This is a genomic window from Mycobacterium sp. NGS15, from assembly GCF_059813245.1.
Map to the genome: position 1 here is coordinate 327164 of NZ_JCALEF010000005.1, position 18173 is coordinate 345336.

At 63.3% G+C, this 18173-nt stretch carries 18 protein-coding genes; 14 read left to right on the forward strand and 4 right to left on the reverse strand.

The features are described 5' to 3' along the window. Window positions 1–19 precede the first annotated feature (19 nt). A complete protein-coding gene (locus tag AC5Y5C_RS16110; protein WP_499974614.1) occupies window positions 20–649 on the forward strand; it encodes a hypothetical protein in 630 nt (209 codons plus the stop codon). Window positions 650–758: 109 nt separating this feature from the next. Beyond that, complete coding sequence (locus AC5Y5C_RS16115) at window positions 759–1385, forward strand: alpha/beta fold hydrolase (RefSeq protein WP_078287594.1); 627 nt, start codon at window positions 759–761, stop codon at window positions 1383–1385. Window position 1386: 1 nt separating this feature from the next. Here the strand turns inward: AC5Y5C_RS16115 and AC5Y5C_RS16120 are convergent, their stop codons facing one another. Further along, entirely contained in the window at window positions 1387–2376 is a 990-nt protein-coding gene (locus AC5Y5C_RS16120; protein WP_499973920.1) for an alpha/beta hydrolase, read from the reverse strand. A gap of 106 nt (window positions 2377–2482) precedes the next feature. Here AC5Y5C_RS16120 and mqo point away from each other — a divergent pair, with 106 nt between their 5' ends. The 12 genes from mqo (at window position 2483) to AC5Y5C_RS16180 (ending at window position 13441) form a co-directional block, all read left to right on the forward strand. Next, entirely contained in the window at window positions 2483–3967 is a 1485-nt protein-coding gene (mqo, locus tag AC5Y5C_RS16125) for a malate dehydrogenase (quinone) (RefSeq protein ID WP_499973922.1), read from the forward strand. A gap of 11 nt (window positions 3968–3978) precedes the next feature. After that, a complete protein-coding gene (locus AC5Y5C_RS16130) occupies window positions 3979–4428 on the forward strand; it encodes a GNAT family N-acetyltransferase (RefSeq protein ID WP_499974618.1) in 450 nt (149 codons plus the stop codon). Continuing rightward, window positions 4425–6305, forward strand: coding sequence for a VWA domain-containing protein (locus tag AC5Y5C_RS16135; RefSeq protein ID WP_499973924.1), 1881 nt, complete (start codon window positions 4425–4427; stop codon window positions 6303–6305). The genes AC5Y5C_RS16130 and AC5Y5C_RS16135 overlap by 4 nt, the downstream gene beginning before the upstream one ends. An 18-nt stretch (window positions 6306–6323) precedes the next feature. Then, window positions 6324–6938 carry a cob(I)yrinic acid a,c-diamide adenosyltransferase gene (gene cobO, locus AC5Y5C_RS16140; RefSeq protein ID WP_499973926.1) on the forward strand — a complete coding sequence of 205 codons (615 nt, stop codon included), beginning with the start codon at window positions 6324–6326 and terminating at the stop codon, window positions 6936–6938. Between the two features lie 38 nt (window positions 6939–6976). Further along, on the forward strand, window positions 6977–8308 hold the full coding sequence (locus AC5Y5C_RS16145) for a cobyrinic acid a,c-diamide synthase CobB (RefSeq protein WP_499974621.1): 1332 nt from the start codon (window positions 6977–6979) through the stop codon (window positions 8306–8308). A gap of 35 nt (window positions 8309–8343) precedes the next feature. Continuing rightward, window positions 8344–8766, forward strand: a complete 423-nt coding sequence (locus AC5Y5C_RS16150) for a hypothetical protein (RefSeq protein ID WP_499973929.1) — start codon at window positions 8344–8346, stop codon at window positions 8764–8766. Window positions 8767–8966: 200 nt separating this feature from the next. Next, window positions 8967–9254 carry a hypothetical protein gene (locus tag AC5Y5C_RS16155; protein ID WP_499974623.1) on the forward strand — a complete coding sequence of 96 codons (288 nt, stop codon included), beginning with the start codon at window positions 8967–8969 and terminating at the stop codon, window positions 9252–9254. Between the two features lie 235 nt (window positions 9255–9489). Beyond that, window positions 9490–10128 (forward strand): MspA family porin, encoded by a 639-nt coding sequence (locus AC5Y5C_RS16160; protein WP_499973932.1) that lies wholly within the window; start codon window positions 9490–9492, stop codon window positions 10126–10128. Then, window positions 10128–10430, forward strand: a complete 303-nt coding sequence (locus AC5Y5C_RS16165) for a hypothetical protein (protein ID WP_499973934.1) — start codon at window positions 10128–10130, stop codon at window positions 10428–10430. Before AC5Y5C_RS16160 ends, AC5Y5C_RS16165 begins: the two co-directional genes overlap by 1 nt. Then, entirely contained in the window at window positions 10427–10708 is a 282-nt protein-coding gene (locus tag AC5Y5C_RS16170) for a hypothetical protein (RefSeq protein ID WP_499973939.1), read from the forward strand. Before AC5Y5C_RS16165 ends, AC5Y5C_RS16170 begins: the two co-directional genes overlap by 4 nt. A 242-nt stretch (window positions 10709–10950) precedes the next feature. After that, window positions 10951–11235: a DUF1490 family protein gene (locus tag AC5Y5C_RS16175; RefSeq protein ID WP_499973942.1), complete on the forward strand. Its 285-nt coding sequence runs from the start codon at window positions 10951–10953 to the stop codon at window positions 11233–11235. Between the two features lie 7 nt (window positions 11236–11242). Next, complete coding sequence (locus AC5Y5C_RS16180; protein WP_499973945.1) at window positions 11243–13441, forward strand: heavy metal translocating P-type ATPase; 2199 nt, start codon at window positions 11243–11245, stop codon at window positions 13439–13441. A gap of 41 nt (window positions 13442–13482) precedes the next feature. Here the strand turns inward: AC5Y5C_RS16180 and AC5Y5C_RS16185 are convergent, their stop codons facing one another. The 3 genes from AC5Y5C_RS16185 to AC5Y5C_RS16195 are packed head-to-tail and all read right to left on the reverse strand — an operon-like array spanning window position 13483 to window position 17359. Then, window positions 13483–14106, reverse strand: a complete 624-nt coding sequence (locus tag AC5Y5C_RS16185; RefSeq protein WP_499973948.1) for a TetR/AcrR family transcriptional regulator — start codon at window positions 14104–14106, stop codon at window positions 13483–13485. Continuing rightward, entirely contained in the window at window positions 14103–16931 is a 2829-nt protein-coding gene (locus AC5Y5C_RS16190) for an MMPL/RND family transporter (RefSeq protein ID WP_499973950.1), read from the reverse strand. Before AC5Y5C_RS16190 ends, AC5Y5C_RS16185 begins: the two co-directional genes overlap by 4 nt. Continuing rightward, window positions 16928–17359 carry an MmpS family transport accessory protein gene (locus AC5Y5C_RS16195; RefSeq protein WP_499973954.1) on the reverse strand — a complete coding sequence of 144 codons (432 nt, stop codon included), beginning with the start codon at window positions 17357–17359 and terminating at the stop codon, window positions 16928–16930. Before AC5Y5C_RS16195 ends, AC5Y5C_RS16190 begins: the two co-directional genes overlap by 4 nt. Window positions 17360–18173: the final 814 nt, after the last annotated feature.

Sequence of the window (18173 nt, forward strand, 5' to 3'; positions counted from 1 at the left end):
AGCTATCGCAGCATCCACGCTGGCGCTTGCGGGTTGCACCCAGACGGTGCCGGGTACGGCCACGTGGCCGGGGGCGCGGATCGCGCAATCGCTGCTCACCGCCGATGAGTTGCCGCAAGGCACCAAGTACGACAGGGTCGTCGCCGATCTGGGACCCGTGACCGTCAACAACCAGCAGGTTGTCGGTGCAATGCCCTCGAATCCGCAGGGGTGCGCGGACGGTTTGTCTCCCAGGTTGGCCAACGCCGGCAGAGCAGGACCCGAGAACACCGCGCGGTATATCGCCCGGTTCAACGGCGCGAACATCATCATCAGCCTGTTGCGCGACACCATCGACCTGGCCAACGTCAAGGATGTGGCGGCCCGGTGCGCGAAATACGACGTGTTCTTCGACAAGAATTCGCCCGGAACGCAGATGATCACCGAGCCGGTACAGGGCGGGCCCGTCGGCGTCCTCACCTACAAGCAAACAATGATCATGCCCAAGGGCAGCACGTCCCGGTACATGGCGTTCGCGAATGTCCAGGGGGTGGCGATGGTGGCGACATCCTTCGACCTGCGCGATCCATCGGTCAAGGCCACTGCCACCATGCCCCAGACATTCCTGGATATCGTGGCCAAACAGGTCGACAAGATTGAACGCACTTAACAGGTTCGGGCGAAAGTTTCGTGAAAGGGCTGGTTAAAAGCCCAACCGGATCGGTCGTACTCAGGTACCGTGCGCCCATGCCCAAGGTCTTCGCGCAAGCGGCTCATCGATGAGTCCGACGCCTGAGCTTCGTCGCCCGCGCCCGGGGCCCCCACCTGCGCGCGACGGTGAGTTGCATCAGGTCGTCACGATTGACGGCCGAACGGTGCAGGTCAATGTGTCGGGGCCCGATAAGGGAACCACCGTCGTCATGCTGGCCGCGGCCGGGCACTTCGCGCTCAGTTATCGCTCGGTATGCGAGCGGCTGCACACCGCGGGCCTGCGTACCGCGGTGATCGGTCACGACCCGCATCTCCACGCCAAGGCCATCACCGGAGTGCTCGACGATATCGGCGTCAAGGTGGCGCTCTTGGTGGGGGACCGTGCCGGCGGTGAACTGGCCTGGGATCTGGCGGCCAGCAAACTTGACAGGTTCATCGGTCTGGTGGCGATCGACCGCGGACATCCGCGGGTGGCCGACCGTGCCGGGCTGATCCGCGATAAGCACTGCCCGCCGGTGGAGATCAACACCACGGTCTTGGTCACCTCGGACGCCACCCGGGCCATCGCCCGCGCCAGCCAGCGCTTCGTATACGGCGACTACCGGATTGTCGAACTGATGGGGCGCCGCTCGGCGACGCGCGACCTCACTCCGGAGCTGGCCGCAGAGGTGGTGCTGCGCAGCAGCTCATGGTGAGTTAGCTGCTCGCCTCGTACCAGTCCAGCCAGGAATTCAGCTCCTGGTAGGCCCGTGCGCGTGGGTCCATGACCGATAGGAACACATCGTGTTTGGCGTCGGGGATGGGGATGACCCGTTGCCGGTTGCCGATACACCCCGCCCAGCGCGCAATTTGCCGAACATCCAGGACCGCGTCGCCGTGCAGTGCCGCCGCGGGGTCGACATCCCCGGGGAGGCTGCGATCCGAGCGCAGGATCAGGTTGGGCACGCCGACATCCAGGCCGCGGTGTAGCTCGGCATGTCCACGCCGGATGGCACTGATCCACCCGAAGCGCACCGGGAACCCGCCGATTGGCTTCCACTCCAGGTTGTAGTCGAACTCTCCGTGGAAATCCTTGTGCAGACTCGCGCCGTAGGCGCCCTCGTGCGGTAGCGGGATCGCCTGTTTGGCGCGAAACCGCGAAATCGCGTTGACGGCCGCGGTGGTGCCGCCGCTGCGCAGAAGGGCACGGCCCTGAAGATCCAGCCAGGGGCTGTTGAGAACGAGGCCCGCGATATCGCCAAGGCCGTCGGCCATCCGCAGACGGTTGAGCCACAGCGAGACGATCAGACCGCCGGCGGAGTGCCCATAGACGAGTAGCGGTGCGGCCGCCTTCTGTCCCTCGATCTCCCCGGTGGCGATGTTTACCGCGGCGTTGAGTTCGGCGTCGTAGAGCGACAGATCGCTGATGAAGTGCGGCGTCTGGTGCGCGTGGCGAGAACGTCCGCATTTGCGCAAGTCCAGCGCGAAGAAGCGATAGCCGCGCGCCAGGAAATGTTTGGCAAGCTCGGTGTGGAAGAAGTAGTCGGTATATCCGTGCACCATGAGCACCGCACGTCCGGTATCCGGCTGACGTTCAGGACGCACCAGTGTGGCGGTAATTACACCTTCGCCGTCAGGGTCAATGCCCAGTTCAATGGTCTGACGAAGGTAGCCATCGAGGACATCGGATTCCCATGTCACGGGCATAGCCTAGTTGAAGGAATGACTTAATTACCCGCGCGATAACCTGTGTGTACTCCCCGGTAGTGGCGAAGCGTTGCCACTCCATCAGATTCGAAAAGGACAGTGAACGGTGTCAAAAGCGCAGGTGGAGCAGACAGACGTTGCCCTGATTGGATCAGGCATCATGAGCGCGACGCTCGGCGCCTTGCTGCGGTTGGTCGAACCGGACCTGTCGATCACCTTGATCGAACGCCTCGATGCGGCCGCTAGCGAAAGTAGCGACCCGTGGAACAACGCGGGTACGGGTCACTCGGCGCTCTGCGAGCTCAACTACACGCCGCAGAAGGCGGATGGCTCGATCGACATCACCAAGGCCGTCACGGTCAACGAGCAGTTCCAGGTATCGCGCCAGTTCTGGGCGTACGCCGTGGAGAACGGTGTGCTGCCCGACGTCCGTGGGTTCCTGAACCCCATCCCGCATGTGAGCTACGTGCACGGAGCCGAGAAGGTCGAGTTCCTGCGTAAGCGTCACGACGCCCTGGTTGGTAACCCGCTGTTCGCGAAAATGGAGTTCATCAACGACGACGACGAATTCGCGCGGCGCCTGCCGTTGATGGCGGCCGGACGCGATTTCTCCGATCCGGTGGGATTGAACTGGAGCCAGGATGGCACCGACGTCGACTTCGGCGAGCTGTCAAAGCAGTTGGTCGGCTTCGGAGTTCGCAGCGGCACCGGTGCGATCTTCGGCACCGAGGTTCGCAATATCAGCCGCGAAAGCGACGGCGGATGGATCCTCAAGCTGGTCAACGGACGCACGGGCGAGAAGCGCAAACTCAAGGCCAAGTTTGTGTTCGTCGGGGCCGGTGGCGGGGCGCTGGGTCTGCTGCAGAAGGCCGGGATCCCGGAAGCCAAGGGCTTTGGCGGATTCCCGGTGAGTGGCGCGTTCCTGCGCACCAACAACATCGACCTCACCGAGGGACACAAGGCCAAGGTGTACGGCTTCCCGCCGCTCGGCGCTCCGCCGATGTCGGCGCCGCACCTGGACACCCGTGTGATCAACGGAAAGGAATGGCTGCTGTTCGGGCCGTTCGCCGGATGGTCGCCCAAATTCCTCAAGATGGGCAAGATCACCGACCTGCCCGCATCGGTGAAGCCCAACAACCTTGCGTCGATGATCGGCGTTGGCCTCACCGAGTTCAAGCTCGCCACCTTCCTGCTCAGCCAGCTGCGTCTGACTCCGGATGACCGGATCGACATGCTGCGCGAATTCGCGCCCAAGGCACAGCGTTCCGACTGGGAGCTGATCACCGCAGGTCAGCGTGTGCAGGTCATTCGGCCGGCCAAGGGCAAGGGTGGTGCGCTCGAGTTCGGCACCATGGTGCTCAATTCGGCCGACGGCAGCATCGCCGGCTTGCTCGGCGCCTCTCCGGGTGCGTCCACCGCGGTGCCGGCCATGCTGGACGTCATGCAGCGTTGCTTCCCTGACCGGTTCGCGAACTGGATGCCCAAGCTCAAGGAAATGATCCCGTCGCTGGGTATCAGCCTGTCGGATGAGCCCTCGCTGTTCGGTGAGGTATGGGACTGGGGCACACAGGTTCTCGGCCTGGAGTCGTGACGCCGCCGGCCGTGCCGGCACAACCGCGGTGGTCTTGGTCGGCTGACCTGGACGCCACGACGCTCTATGGACTGCTGCGGCTGCGCGCCGAGGCGTTCATCGTCGGTCAGAACTGCGCCTATCAAGATCTCGACGGTCGCGATCTCGAACCACAGACTCGGCACTTTTGGATCACGAACGAGGACGACGATGTCGTCAGTGGTCTGCGGGTGCTTGTGGATCCAGAGGGCGGGGGCTTCTGGATCGGCCGGGTGTGTACGGCGGCCGGCGAACGTGGCCGTGGGCATGCGGCGCGATTGGTCCGTGCTGTGCTGGCCGAGATCGGCGATGCGCCCTGCCGATTGAATGCGCAGGCCCACCTGAGGGATATGTATGGCAAGCTGGGTTTCGTGGTCTCCGGTGACGAATTCCTCGAGGACGGGATACCGCACGTGCCCATGACCTGGATGGCCGGGAAATGACCAGCACCACAGGCGTTCCCGGATACCCGCTCAGCGCGATAGTCGGGCACGACCAGTTGCGGTTGGCGCTCGTACTTTCTGCGGTGCGCCCCGATATCGGCGGAGTGCTGATCCGCGGAGAGAAGGGTACGGCCAAGTCGACGGCGGTGCGCGCCCTGACCTCGGTGCTGGGTTCTGTCGATGGCGGGCGTCTGGTGGAACTCCCGATTGGCGCCACCGAAGACCGGGTCGTCGGATCGCTTGACCTGCAGAAGGTGTTGCGCGACGGCGAACACGCTTTTTCCCCAGGGCTTTTGGCGCGGGCCAATGGCGGCGTGCTGTACGTGGACGAGGTCAACCTGCTGCACGACCATTTGGTCGACGTGATCCTCGATGCGGCGGCAATGGGGCGGGTGCACGTGGAGCGTGACGGCGTATCCCATTCCTATGACGCGCGATTCGTACTGATCGGCACCATGAACCCCGAGGAGGGGGAGTTGCGGCCGCAGCTGCTGGATCGCTTCGGATTCGCGGTGGATGTACACGCGTCCCGGGAGGTGCCGGTGCGGGCCGAGGTCATCCGTAGGCGACTTGCGTACGAGGCAGACCCCGCCGGGTTCGTCTCGCGTTACGCATCGGAGGAGGCTGAGCTGGCGGCGCGGATCGCCGATGCCCGGCAGTTGTTACCCCGGGTCGCCTTGCCCGACGCGGAGTTACAGCGCATTGCGGCCCTGTGTGCGGCCTTCGATGTGGATGGGATGCGCGCCGATCTGGTGGTGGCCCGTGCCGCCGTCGCGCATGCGGCATGGCGTGGTGCCGAGGTGGTCGGCGAGGCCGATATCAGGGTGGCCGCTGAGCTGGCGCTGCCGCACCGGCGGCGCCGAGATCCGTTCGACGAGCCGGGCCTGGATCCGGAGCAGCTCGACCAGGCGATGCGCGATAGCGCGCCGCCGCAGGATCAGGATCCCAGCGGGGATGACCCAGACCCCGATCCGGATGGTCCCGGTGGTGGCGCACCCGAGCCTTCCTCGGATCCAGCCAAAGCCGATGACTCCCAGCAGGATTCAGTGTCTACGCCGGCGCCGTCTCGGCCCAGCCCGGCGCCCTCGGCGACTTTTCGCGCCAAGACGTTCCGGGTGCCGGGTGTTGGCATGGGCGCCCCGGGACGACGTTCCGCGGCGCGCAACCGCACCGGCAAGGTGATCGCGCCGAGCCCCGATGAGGGATTCGGGGTGCACGTGATCGGCACGCTGATGTCCGCGGCGGGCCGGGTGACCGAGCCTGGCAGGCTACCCAAACCGGTGCTCTCCGATGTGCAGTGGGCAATCAGGGAAGGGCGCGAAGGCAATCTGGTGATTTTTGTGGTCGACGCCTCCGGGTCGATGGCGGCACGCCAGAAGATGTCGGCGGTCAGCGGAGCCACCTTGTCGTTGCTGCGAGATGCCTATCAGCGACGTGACAAGGTTGCGGTCATCACCTTCCGCGGTCAGGAAGCGGCGATGCTGTTGGCGCCGACAAGTTCGACGCATATCGCGGGGCGCAAGCTGCAACAGTTCGATACCGGCGGTAAAACGCCGCTGGCACAAGGGCTTTTGGCGGCGCGCGATCTCGTCTCCCGCGAGCGTGGCCGTGATCCGCATCGCCGCGCCCTCGTCGTGGTGCTCACCGACGGACGCGCTACCGGCGGTCCGGACCCTTTGGGTCGGACTCGTCGCGCTGCGGGAATGCTGCGCGCCGAGCAGGTCGCTTGCGTGGTGGTCGATTGCGAGACATCCTTCGTGAGAATGGATTTGGCGGTAACGCTGGCTCAACAGCTTGATGCACCGGTGATCCAGCTGGACCATCTGAATGCCGACCGGCTTGCCGGCGTGGTCCGCGGCGCCACTGCCGCCGCGTGAGATAGCGGAGGAGGCTCGATGCCACAGGGACAACCGCTGGTGGTGCCAGAGGACGGGCTCACCACGAAGGCGCGCCGTAATGCCCCGGTGCTTGCGGTGCACACTGGCGCCGGAAAAGGCAAGTCCACCGCTGCCTTTGGTATGGCACTGCGTGCCTGGCATCACGGTGCGGACGTCGCGGTGTTCCAGTTCGTCAAGAGTGCAAAGTGGCGAGTGGGGGAGGAGTCGGTCTTCGGTGAGCTCGCCAAGCTGCATGATGAGCACGGGATCGGCGGCTCGGTGCAGTGGCACAAGATGGGGTCGGGCTGGTCCTGGTCACGTCGGGCAGGTACCGAAACCGACCACGCCGCCGATGCCGCCGCCGGATGGGCCGAGATCGCGCGGCGACTGGCCGCGGAGGAACACGGCTTTTACGTGCTCGACGAATTCACCTATCCCCTCAAGTGGGGCTGGGTCGATATCGACGAGGTGGTCTCGGTGTTGCGGAGTCGCCCCGGCATGCAGCATGTCGTGATCACCGGACGTGATGCACCACAGCAGCTTGTGGATGCTGCCGACTTGGTGACCGAGATGACCAAGGTCAAACATCCGATGGACCAGGGCCGCAAGGGCCAACGCGGTATCGAATGGTGATCGGACGGTAGGGCGTGGTGGCCACTAGCGTTCCCGCGATCGTGATCGCCGCGCCCGCGTCGGGCAGCGGAAAGACCACGGTGGCCACAGGTTTGATGGGCGCGCTGCGGCGCGCGGGGCACCGCGTGGCGCCGTTCAAGGTGGGGCCGGATTACATCGATCCCGGATATCACAGCCTGGTGACCGGCAAGCCGGGTCGCAATCTCGACAGCGTGCTTGTGGGCAGCGATCTGATCGGACCACTCTTCGGGCACGGCTGTCACGGCGCTGACATCGCCGTAATCGAAGGAGTGATGGGGCTTTTCGACGGCCGGATCGGCGATGCGGAGGGTTCTACGGCCCAGATCGCGGCGTTGCTTGGGGCACCGGTGGTGCTGGTGGTAGACGCGAAGGGATACAGCCAGAGCATGGCTGCACTTCTGCATGGTTTTGTGGCGCATGCAGCCGAGGCGGGGATCAGGATCGCCGGTGTCATTCTGAACCGGGTCGGGTCACCGCGGCACCGGGAGATCCTCACGGCGGCAGCCGACCGTGCCGGACTTACCGTACTCGGGGCGTTGCCGCGTACCGAGGAGATATCTGTTCCATCAAGACATTTGGGACTGGTGACGGCTATCGAGCATGGCCAGGCCGCACGTGACGCGATCGAGGCCATGACACAACTGGTCGGCGCCCATGTCGACATACCCGCGATTGTCGCCGCCGCCCGCAGTGACGTGACGGCCCCCGCGTGGGATCCGGGAGAGGCCGTCGGCGCCCGGGTGGTCGGGGAGCCTGTGGTAGCGCTGGCCGCCGGTCAGGCGTTTACCTTTGGCTACGCCGAATATCGCGAGTTGTTGGCTGCGGCGGGCGCGGCGGTGGCCGAGTTTGACCCGCGCCGGGACGCGCTTCCCGACGAGACCTCGGCCCTGGTGCTGCCGGGTGGTTTTCCGGAACAGTTCGCCGCCGACTTGTCGTCCAATGAATCACTACGCCAGCAGGTTCGTGACATGCCGGGGCCGATTCACGCCGAATGCGCGGGGCTCACCTACCTGTGTAACGACCTCGATGGCGTGCCGATGTGTGGGGTGATCGACGCGCATGCGCGCTTCACCGACTCACTTTCCCTCGGATACCGAGACGCGGTGGCTGTCACCGGCTCCGTCCTGTTCGACGAGGGAGAACGGTTGAGCGGGCACGAGTTTCATCGCACCACGGTCGACTACCACGACGACGCTGCGTATCGCGCCTGGGCCTGGAGCACCTCCGACGGTATCCGTCGTGAGGGCGTGGTGGCGGGGGATGGCCGCATCCACGCCTCATATCTGCACACGCATCCGGCAGCGCACCCTCAGGCGGTCGCCAGATTTGTGTCGCGGGCGACGAGGTAGGGGCATAGACTGCGACTCTGAGCCGAGGGGGCATCGTGACAGATCCGCAGAATCCAGAGATTCCACATCCGGGCTACCCGCCCTATCAGAGTCTGTCTTACCCGCCACCTCCGCACTATGCGCCCGTCCCGGCGCAGTATCAACCGCCATACGGCGCACCCGGATATCCCTACCCGCCGCCCGCAGTCAACATCGCGATGTACGGCCCAGCGATCCCACGGAAGAGTTCGGGTGTCGCGATCCTGCTCTCGTTCCTCTTCGGGCCACTTGGGATGCTCTATTCGACGGTCAGTGGTGGACTGATCATGCTCGGGGTCAACTTCATGATCTTCATACTGGGGTTTCTCTCGGCTGGTCTCGCGTGGATCCTATGGTTCTTCACCTGGATCGGCGGCATGGTCTGGGCCTACACGGCTGCCGAAGAACACAATCGTCGGATTACGCCCCCATACCGCTGACGCATACGCCTCAATCTGCTTGTGGCAGCAGAAATAACTGTGACAGAAGGTGTTTCGGGGACAGCGGGTCCGGAGCCCGGAGCTGCGTAAATTTGCCTGGTACCATCGTTGACATGCAAGGTTGCGGGGTGCCCAAATACCGACTGTGCTCCGCGGTCGTGCTGGCGATCCTGTGCTTGTTCGCCGGGGGCGCTTGCTTGCTGTCCAGCGAGAGTTCGGACTTAGTACAAGCGGCGACCTCGGTATCGTTGTATGACACTGCCGAGGTTCATCATTGGGAACCGGTGCAGCACGGCATGGCCATCACCCGTGCTCGCTACGGGCTGGTTGTGCAGCCGGTCTGGCTGCCGCTCACCGTGTCGGTCTTTGCATTTGGTGGCGCGGCGCTGCTGGTCCTGTTGATGACACGGCGTAGCGCGTTACTTTCGCATGCTTCGGATAATGCTGGCTGGCAACGACTTTTGTATTTGGGGATCAATCGGCGCTGAGGGGCCGCTGAGACGGCAATTGCTGCCGTCTTGCGTGTATCAAACCTTCACTAGCCGTGCGACGCCCGTTACCGGGTGCATGGGCGGCTCCGTATCTGCTGATTGGACCGGTTCTTGTGGCGACTTCTGCCCCTGTCTATAGACCCTCGTTGTTTGTGAACGTGCGACACCGTGTGCTGGCGCCTCCCTCTCCTTCCCCGGTGGCATCCCGCTTGCGCATGGAATGGCGGATTTCATGATTGCCCGCCTCATAAGTACAGGCTTCTTCATGGCCGCATGTGGGCTCACAGATGCGGCCACGGCCTTCGCAGAGCCAAAAGATATGGCGCCGCAGCAATACTCGAGGGTCACCCGGGACGGATGGCATCTGGAGATCCGGCTGGACAACGAACGTGTGAATTCCGTGCCCAACCTGGCGGCGGCCACGAACTCACGCGAGGCCTTCATTACGCTCTCGGGCACGGCAACCGCGACCGGTGGCACCAACCCGATCACGGACAGCCTCTTCCTCATCGGCTACCAGCTCGGCTGCCAATCCGATGTGTCATCGGGATTGCAGATCGGCGGATCCGCCGGTGTCGCACCGTCGGTGAACGTCGGCGTGCTTCCCTTGCAAACGGTCGGAGTGGGAGGCAGCGCTGGAGTGAGCGGATTTGTGCAAACCGTGGTGCAACCGGGCGTCATTGTGAACTTGCCGCTGGGCAATATGGTTCTGTCGCGGGGTAATACGGCAGCGTTGGATTTGGACAACGTCCATGTGAAGGCGGATGCCTGCGGAGGGGATGTCACGGTCCGGTCCTTTGCTTCGTTGCGTGTGTCCACCGAGACCGGTCACACCGAATTCGCCATCTATGGCGACCCGATCAAGATCTGATGATGAAATTCATCTGCGGGGCAGCAGTATTGGCATGTTCGTTGTGCGGGACACCGGTAGCTGCGGCGGACCCGCTGCCGATAAACCCGATGCCCGCCGTGCCGGTAACAGTGCCCGGGGGTGCACCCAATAATCATGCGGCCCTGCCGTCGCAGCCATCCTTTGGACTATCGCCTCCGCCACAGCGCGGTACCAAGATATCGGCGGGGCTCGGCACGGGGTATACCGCTCGAATCGGCGCCGGGATGACATCCGGGCAGTTGGAGGACCCGCGTGGGATAAGCGAAGGAACGGCTCCATGATTCGAGCATTATGTGTGGCCACGATCTTCATCGGGCTTGCCGTTGTGCCCACCACACCTGCATCGGCGGAGCTGCCGTCGCCTCATCCTGCTCCCTATGGCCCGGTTGTCGCTCCAGGGCAGTTGCCTGCGTTGAACATGTCGCGCGGGACCCGGCTGCCGGCTTCGATGTCGGGGTCGCGTGGGCCGCAGATGTCCGGTGGGTTGGACGGGGCTGGAGCATCCGGCGGGGTCAAGGTGAGCGCTGGGTTCGGAGACGGGAAGCTGGGTAGACCCTGAATGTTGGTCAGGTGAGCCCTCTGCTCTGACATCCTGCAGCTGGTCTCGTCGGTAGGCGCGTGTTGCGGCTACGTCGGCGCGCCAATCAGCGGACTGTCTGTCATACTGATCGATAATGAAAACCGTTACCATCATGGCTCAACCGGCCACCTCGATGCGTGATCGAGAGTAAGTTTCGTTAAAGAGCCGCGGCGCGCGATGAAACGTGACTCAAATACATTGAGCGGAAAGGCGATTGGCTGATGGTATGGCACGGACTGTTAGTGAAGGCCGCATCAACGGTGGCAACCGGTGCGGTGGGAGTCGCCGCCTACGAAGTCATGCGCAAGACCGCGGCCAAGGTTCCGGTCCGCGACGCCAGTGTCGTCGTCACCGCCTGGGGTTTGCGGGGTGTGCGTAAGGCCGAGGAAGGCGCCGAGCGCGCACGATTGGCGATCGGCGATGTCGTCGCGGAGGCGCGGGAGCGCATCGGGGAAGAGGCGCCGCCGCCGGTGGTGGGGGAAGCCGGTCACGACCACGAGCACTGAGCCGCACATGGTCACCGTCGTGTCGGACGCGGCCGGACGTCTGCGTGCTATCGCGACCGAGCTCAGCGGCGATGTGCGGCGGGCCGTGCTGATCGAGGATACGCTGCAGCATGTGCAGGGAGTGCGTGCCGTGCACGCATACCCGCGCACGGCCGCGGTGGTGGTGTGGTACTCGAAGGCAAGTGGCTCGGCCGACGACATCATCGCCGCACTGGCCGGTGCCCTCGATGCCCCGTTACCGGAATCGCTGACCCGGGAACCGCATTCGTCCGATGTGCGCAATGGTGACGTGCTGCGCATGGCGGTAGGCGGTGCGGCCCTCGTGGTGCTGGGAGTCCGTCGGTATCCGCTGCGGCGGCCGCCGCTGCTGGGGCCCACGGGCCGGCTATTGGCAACGGCAGTCACGATTTTCAGCGGCTATCCGTTCCTGCGGGGTGCACTTGCCGCACTACGCAGCGGCAAATCGGCAGGCACAGACCTGTTGGTGTCGGCGGCCACCGTGGCCAGTTTGGTGCTGCGCGAGAATGTAGTTGCCCTGACCGTGCTGTGGCTGCTCAACATCGGCGAGTATCTGCAGGATCTCACGCTCCGGCGTACCCGTCGCGCCATCGCGGATCTGTTGTCGGGCAGCCAGGACACCTCGTGGGTGCTTCTGCGCGATGGCACCGAGGTCCAGGTCGCCACGGCATCACTGGTGGTCGGCGATGAGGTGGTGGTGCACGAGCAGGTGGCCATTCCCGTCGACGGCACGATAGTGCATGGTGATGCCATCGTCGACCAGTCGGCCATCACTGGCGAGACCTTGCCGGTCAGTGTCGTGGCCGGGGGACAGGTGCATGCGGGTTCGGTCGTCATGCGCGGCCGCATCGTCGTGCGCGCCGCAGCCGTCGGCGGACAGACGATCATCGGCCGGATCATCACCCGGGTGGAGCAGGCGCAGCGTGACCGGGCCCCGATTCAGACTGTCGGGGAGAACTTCTCGCGACGATTCGTTCCGGCCTCGTTCCTGCTGTCGCTCGGTACCCTCGTGGTGACGAGGGATGTGCGGCGCGCGATGACGATGCTTTTGGTGGCCTGCCCGTGTGCGGTGGGCTTGTCCACTCCCACCGCCATCAGTGCGGCCATCGGCAACGGAGCCCGCAGGGGAATCCTGATCAAGGGCGGTTCGCATCTGGAACTGGCCGGACGAGTCGACGCGGTTGTGTTCGACAAGACCGGGACGTTGACCATCGGACGGCCGGTGGTCACGAATATCGTCGCCTTCAAAGAGGGTTGGGAACCGGAGCAGGTGCTCGCGTACGCGGCGAGCTCCGAGATCCACGCTCGGCATCCCTTGGGGGAGGCGGTCATTCGCTCGACCGAGGAACGCCATATCGTCATCCCGCCGCACGAGGAGTGTGAGGTGTTGGTCGGCCTGGGGATGCGGACCCGTGCCGACGGACGCACCCTCCTGTTGGGCAGCCCTGCGCTGCTGAGCAAGGAGAACGTCCGGGTGACCCCGGAGGCCGACGAGTGGGTGGCCAAGCTGCGCCGCCGCGCCGAGACCCCGCTGCTGCTGGCGGTGGACGGCGCCCTCGTTGGGCTCATCAGTCTGCGTGACGAGATCCGTCCGGAGGCCGCCGAGGTGTTGGCGGCACTGCGGTCATCGGGTGTCAAGCGGGTGGTCATGCTGACCGGCGACCACACCGAGACGGCGCGTGCCGTGGCGGAGGAACTGGGAATCGCAGAGTGGCAGGCCGAGGTGCTTCCCGAGGACAAGCTCCAGGCCGTGAGCCGGCTGCGCAGTGACGGGCATGTCGTGGCGATGGTCGGCGATGGTATCAACGACGCGCCCGCACTGGCGGCGGCCGATATTGGAATTGCCATGGGACTCAACGGAACCGATGTGGCAGTGGAAACCGCTGATGTCGCCTTGTCCAGTGACGACCTGCGTAAGCTGCTTGACGTGCGCGCTCTGGGCGGCCGGGCCGTGACCGTTATCCGACAGAACTACGCGATGTCGATCGCCGTCAACGCGATCGGGCTGGTGGTGGGTGCCGGAGGTGCGCTCTCGCCGGTTCTCGCGGCGATACTGCATAACGCGTCTTCGGTCGCGGTCGTCACCAACAGCTCCCGCCTCATCGGCTATGAACTCGTCTCTGGCCGTTCGCTCTCGTCGACGCAACACCGGCAGCCGCCGGTGGATCCACCTCCCGCAGCGCCCTGACTTTCAGTTAGAAATAATTGTGCCAGAAGGGATTCAAAGCTCTACCTGGGGCCGGTAGGGCCCTGAACCAGGGGGAGGATTACGTCGTCGACCATGCGGCGCATGTACGTCTCGTCGATGACAGTTCTTTTGAGGGCGGCGGTGAGGCTGAGGCCCAGCGGTATGTCGTAGACCAGTGAGAGGTCGCGGTCGCGGGCTATCTCGCCGCGTTCGACGGCGCGGGCGAAGACGAGTTCCATCCGCTTCTGGGTTTGCGACACCAGCAGGTCGTCCAACGCCGCCGCCAATGTGGAGTCGTTGACGGCCTCGGCGATGATACCGGCCAGCAAGTTGCCCGTGAGGATGTCGTTGTCGCCAAAATCCCTTGCCTCGTAGAGAGCATGCAAGTCGCCGCACAAGCTCCCGGTATCCGGAACGTCGTCGAGCTTCCCGAGTGAGGGGCGCCCGTGCAGGATGGCATCGGCGGTGAGCGCAGCCTTCGACGACCAACGCCGGTAGATGGCTGCCTTGCCCACACCGGCACGGGCCGCGATCACGTCCATGCTCATCGCGTCGTAGCCCTGCTCGGCGAGCACGATGAATGCCGCCTCCAGGATAGCGAGGTCCAACGACCTGTTCAGCCGTCCGGGAGTTCGTTGTCGTTGAATAGCAGTATTTTTCGTCATGGTGTTCGCGCAGTGGTGTAGTTGCGGAGGTTGAGCGGCCACCAGAACCAGCGGCCCAGCAGTGCGGCGATGGCCGGGGTCATGAAGGACCGCACGATCAGTGTGTCGAAGAGCAGTCCGAGGCCGATCGTCGTTCCGAGCTGCCCCACGATGCGGAGGTCACTGACGATCATGGCGCACATGGTGAACGCGAACACCAGGCCCGCGTTGGTCACCACCTTGCCACTGCCGCCCATGGCCCGGATGAATCCGGTCTTGAGCCCGCCATGCAGCTCTTCCTTGAAGCGTGCGATCAGCAGCAGGTTGTAGTCCGAGCCCACGGCCAAAAGGATGATGACCGACAACGGCACCACGAACCAATGCAAGTCCATACCCAATAGATCTTGCCAAATCAGCACCGACACCCCGATGGATGCGCCCAGTGACACCGCCACCGTGCCGACGATGACGAGCGCCGCGACGACGCTGCCGGTGACCAGCAGCATGATGATGAAGATCAAGCACAGTGACGCGATGCCGGCCAGGATGAGGTCGTACTTCGCTCCTTCCTGCAGGTCCTTGTTTGCGGCGGCGGTTCCTCCCAAGTAGACCTTGGCGTTCTCCAGCGGAGTGCCCTTGATCGAATCCGCCACTGCCTCTTTGATATTGCCGACGGTCGAGATTCCCTCCACGGAGGCCGGGTTCCCTTGATGGGAGACGGTCATCCGGACGGCCTTCCCGTCGGGGGACAGGAACATCTTCAATCCGCGTTTGAAGTCGGCGTTCTCGAACACTTCGGGCGGCAGGTAGAACGAGTCGTCGTTCTTGGCCTGGTCGAAGTATTTACCGATCAGGGTGGAGTTCTTGGTGCTCTCATCCATCTGATTCATGATTCCGGACATGGTGCTGTGCATGGTCAACAGCGTGCCGTGCATGGACTTCATGATGGCGATCATGGGGGGAAACTCAGCGAGCATGCGCGGCATCAGGACATCGACCTTGTCCATGTTCACCAGCATGCCGTCCATATCTTCCACCATCGCGTCGACACCGTCGAGGGCATCGAACACCGTCCGGCTCGCCCAGCAGATCGGGATATCGGCGCAATGTTTTTCCCAGTAGAAGTAGTTGCGAATCGGCCTGAAGAAATCGTCGAAAGTGGCCATCAGGTCGCGCATGTCGTGCATCTTGCCTTGCATGACCTTCATCTGTCCGGTCATGTCGTGCATGATGTCGGTGAGTTCGCGCATCATGTCGTACACACGTTCCATGGTGCCGATCAAGGTTCCCATTTGATCGGCCATGGTCAGCATGTCGGCCATGCGGTCCTTCATGTACTTCATATTCTGGATCTGTCCTGCGCCCTGCAGACCGATCTGGAACGGTATCGAGCTGTGTTCGATGGGCGTCCCCAGCGGCCGGGTGATCGCCTGGACTCGGCCCACCCCGCGGGCATGGAATGCGGTCTTCGCGATTCTATCGATGACCAACATGTCGGCCGGATTGCGCATATCGTGATCGGCTTCGATCATGAGCATTTCGGGGTTCATCCGGGCGGGCGAGAAATGCCGTTCCGCGGCGGCGTAGCCGACCTTCGAGGGCACGTTATCCGGCATGTACTGACGGTCGTCGTAGCCCGGGGTGTATCCCGGCAGAGTGAGTAACCCGATGAGTGCAATCCCAATGGTCACAATGAGAATCGGCCCCGGCCAGCGTACAACCGCCGCACCGATACGCCGCCAGCTGCGCTCGTCGTGTTTGCGTTTCGGCTCGAAGAGCCCAAAGCGGCTACCGACCGCCAGTACCGCGGGAGCCAGGGTGAGTGCCGCCGCGACGATCACGAAAATGACCAGCGCACAGGGCACGCCCATGGACCGGAAGAGTGGCAGGCGCGTCAAGCTCAGGCACAGGGTCGCGCCCACGATTGTCAACCCCGATCCCAAGATCACGTGCGACACGCCGGAATACGCGGTGTAGAAGGCCTTCTCCCGGTCTTCTCCGGACTGGCGTGCTTCGTGATATCGGCCCAACAGGAAGATCACGTAGTCGGTGCCTGCGGCGATGCCCAGCATCGTGACCATGCTGACGGCATAGGTCGACAGCCCGATCACATTGAGATTGCCCAACGTGGCGACCACTCCCTGGCCCGCCATCAGTTCCACCGCGACGACCACCAGCGCCAGAAACATCGTTATCACCGAGCGGTATACGAAGAGCAGCATCACGACGACGACGCCCACTGCGATGAGCGTGGTCTTCTGCATGCTCTTGTTGCCGGCCGTTCCCGTGTCCGCGCTTGCGGCAGTGCCACCGGTGACGTACGCCTGTACACCATCTGGGCCCGGGGTTTCGGCGATGATTGTGCGGACGGCATCGACAGATTCATTGGCCAGGGTGGTGCCTTGGTCTCCGGCCAGGTTCACCTGAACGTAGGCGGCTTTCCCGTCGGCGCTCTGGGCCCCGGAGGCGGTAAGTGGATCACCCCAGTAGTCGGAGATGTGTTGCACGTGAGCCGGATCGGCCTTCAGCTTTTTGATGATCTCGTCGTAGAAACGGTGCGCCTCGTCCGCCAGCTCCTGCTTTCCCTCGAGCACGATCATCACTGAGCTGTCGGAGTCGAACTCCCCGAACACCTTTCCGGTGTGCATCATCGCGATCATCGAGGGAGCGTCCTTGGGAGACATGGATACCGAATGTGCCTTGCCCACTTCATCAAGGGAGGGCGTAACGACATTGAGGATGATGGCAATGCCCAGCCAGAAGAGGATGATCGGGATCGACAAGGTTCGGATAATCCGCGCGATTCGTGGAGGCCGCACGGCGTGATCGCCGCCGCCGTGCCTCATGCGGACTTCACCAGGCAGTAGATGTAGGCGTTGTGCTCGTTGGAAACTCGTTCCACCTTGACCTCGCCGTTGACGATGATTCGGCAGCCGATGCGGTCGCCGTCACCTTGGGCGACGATGTTTCCGCTCAATGACGGCAAGATCGAGACGATCTTGAACGACCAGGGCAGCTGCACGGCGTCGACGCGTGTCGGCTGCGCGTCCTCGTTGAAGTAGTTCACATCGGCCATGGCCCCAGGTTCTCCAAATACCTCGTATACGAGTGTCTTTGGGTTGTACGGGACGGCATCCTTCGCGTTGTTGTCGGCAGAGGAGATGAAGGAGTCCGAGCCGAAAATCCCGCGGACCCGGAGTACCGCGAATCCGCCCACCGCCAGTATCGCGGCGATCAGCAGTGGCATCCAGATCCGTCGTATCACACGAAGCATCCCAAACCCCTTTGCGCTCAATATGATTGGCACAGCACTGACGGTCTTATGTTTTGGGACTGCCGCAGCTGGTCGAGATGGGCGTCATTGCCCCACGCGGAACTTAAGTTCCGCGTGATGGTCGGGACGGTACCCCACTTCGGCTCGGCGCGCGACACGGGCGAGCTAACTATGGGGCTGCGCGGAGCGTCCTGATTCCCCCAGCGGCCGCGGCATGCCCGCGGAGGCTGCGCGGGGACTCGGCGTGAGGTGAACGCCGCCGGGATCTTGGGGCGCCTGGTCACCTCACCAGTCACAAAAATAATGACAAGTATGCGCGGATCTTGATCCGGCGCCGTATTGGATCTTGATCGACGGAAGGGGGCGGGGAATTTAGGCTCACGGTGAGTAAATAGCATAAATATTTCATAGAGATGATCACGCTAAATATTCTCCTAATGTGAGCCGTTCGCAAACTATGGAAACCGCTGTGAATATTCTGTGCAGCAGAGCCGGAGTGCATGAAAGATGTTTGTTATCAACATAACAGGTGTAACAGTGGACGCCGCGATGTCGGCTGTATCGCCGGAAAATGTCGATGTGGCGAATAGTTACGGACTCTGTTTCAATTGTGAATTTCTTGTTTCCCGGCTATCAATGGGCTGTTAATGCGGCGGGAAGTGGGCGCTTGAAAGAGGCCATTGTGCGATGTCGCGAGACGGCTTGATGCGGGGCAATGTGATCCTGATCTCCCGAGTCGCGAATTACTTTCGCGCACCTTATCTTTAGATCTGTCGGGTTCTACTGCTAGTTGTCTCCGGTTCTACTACCAGGC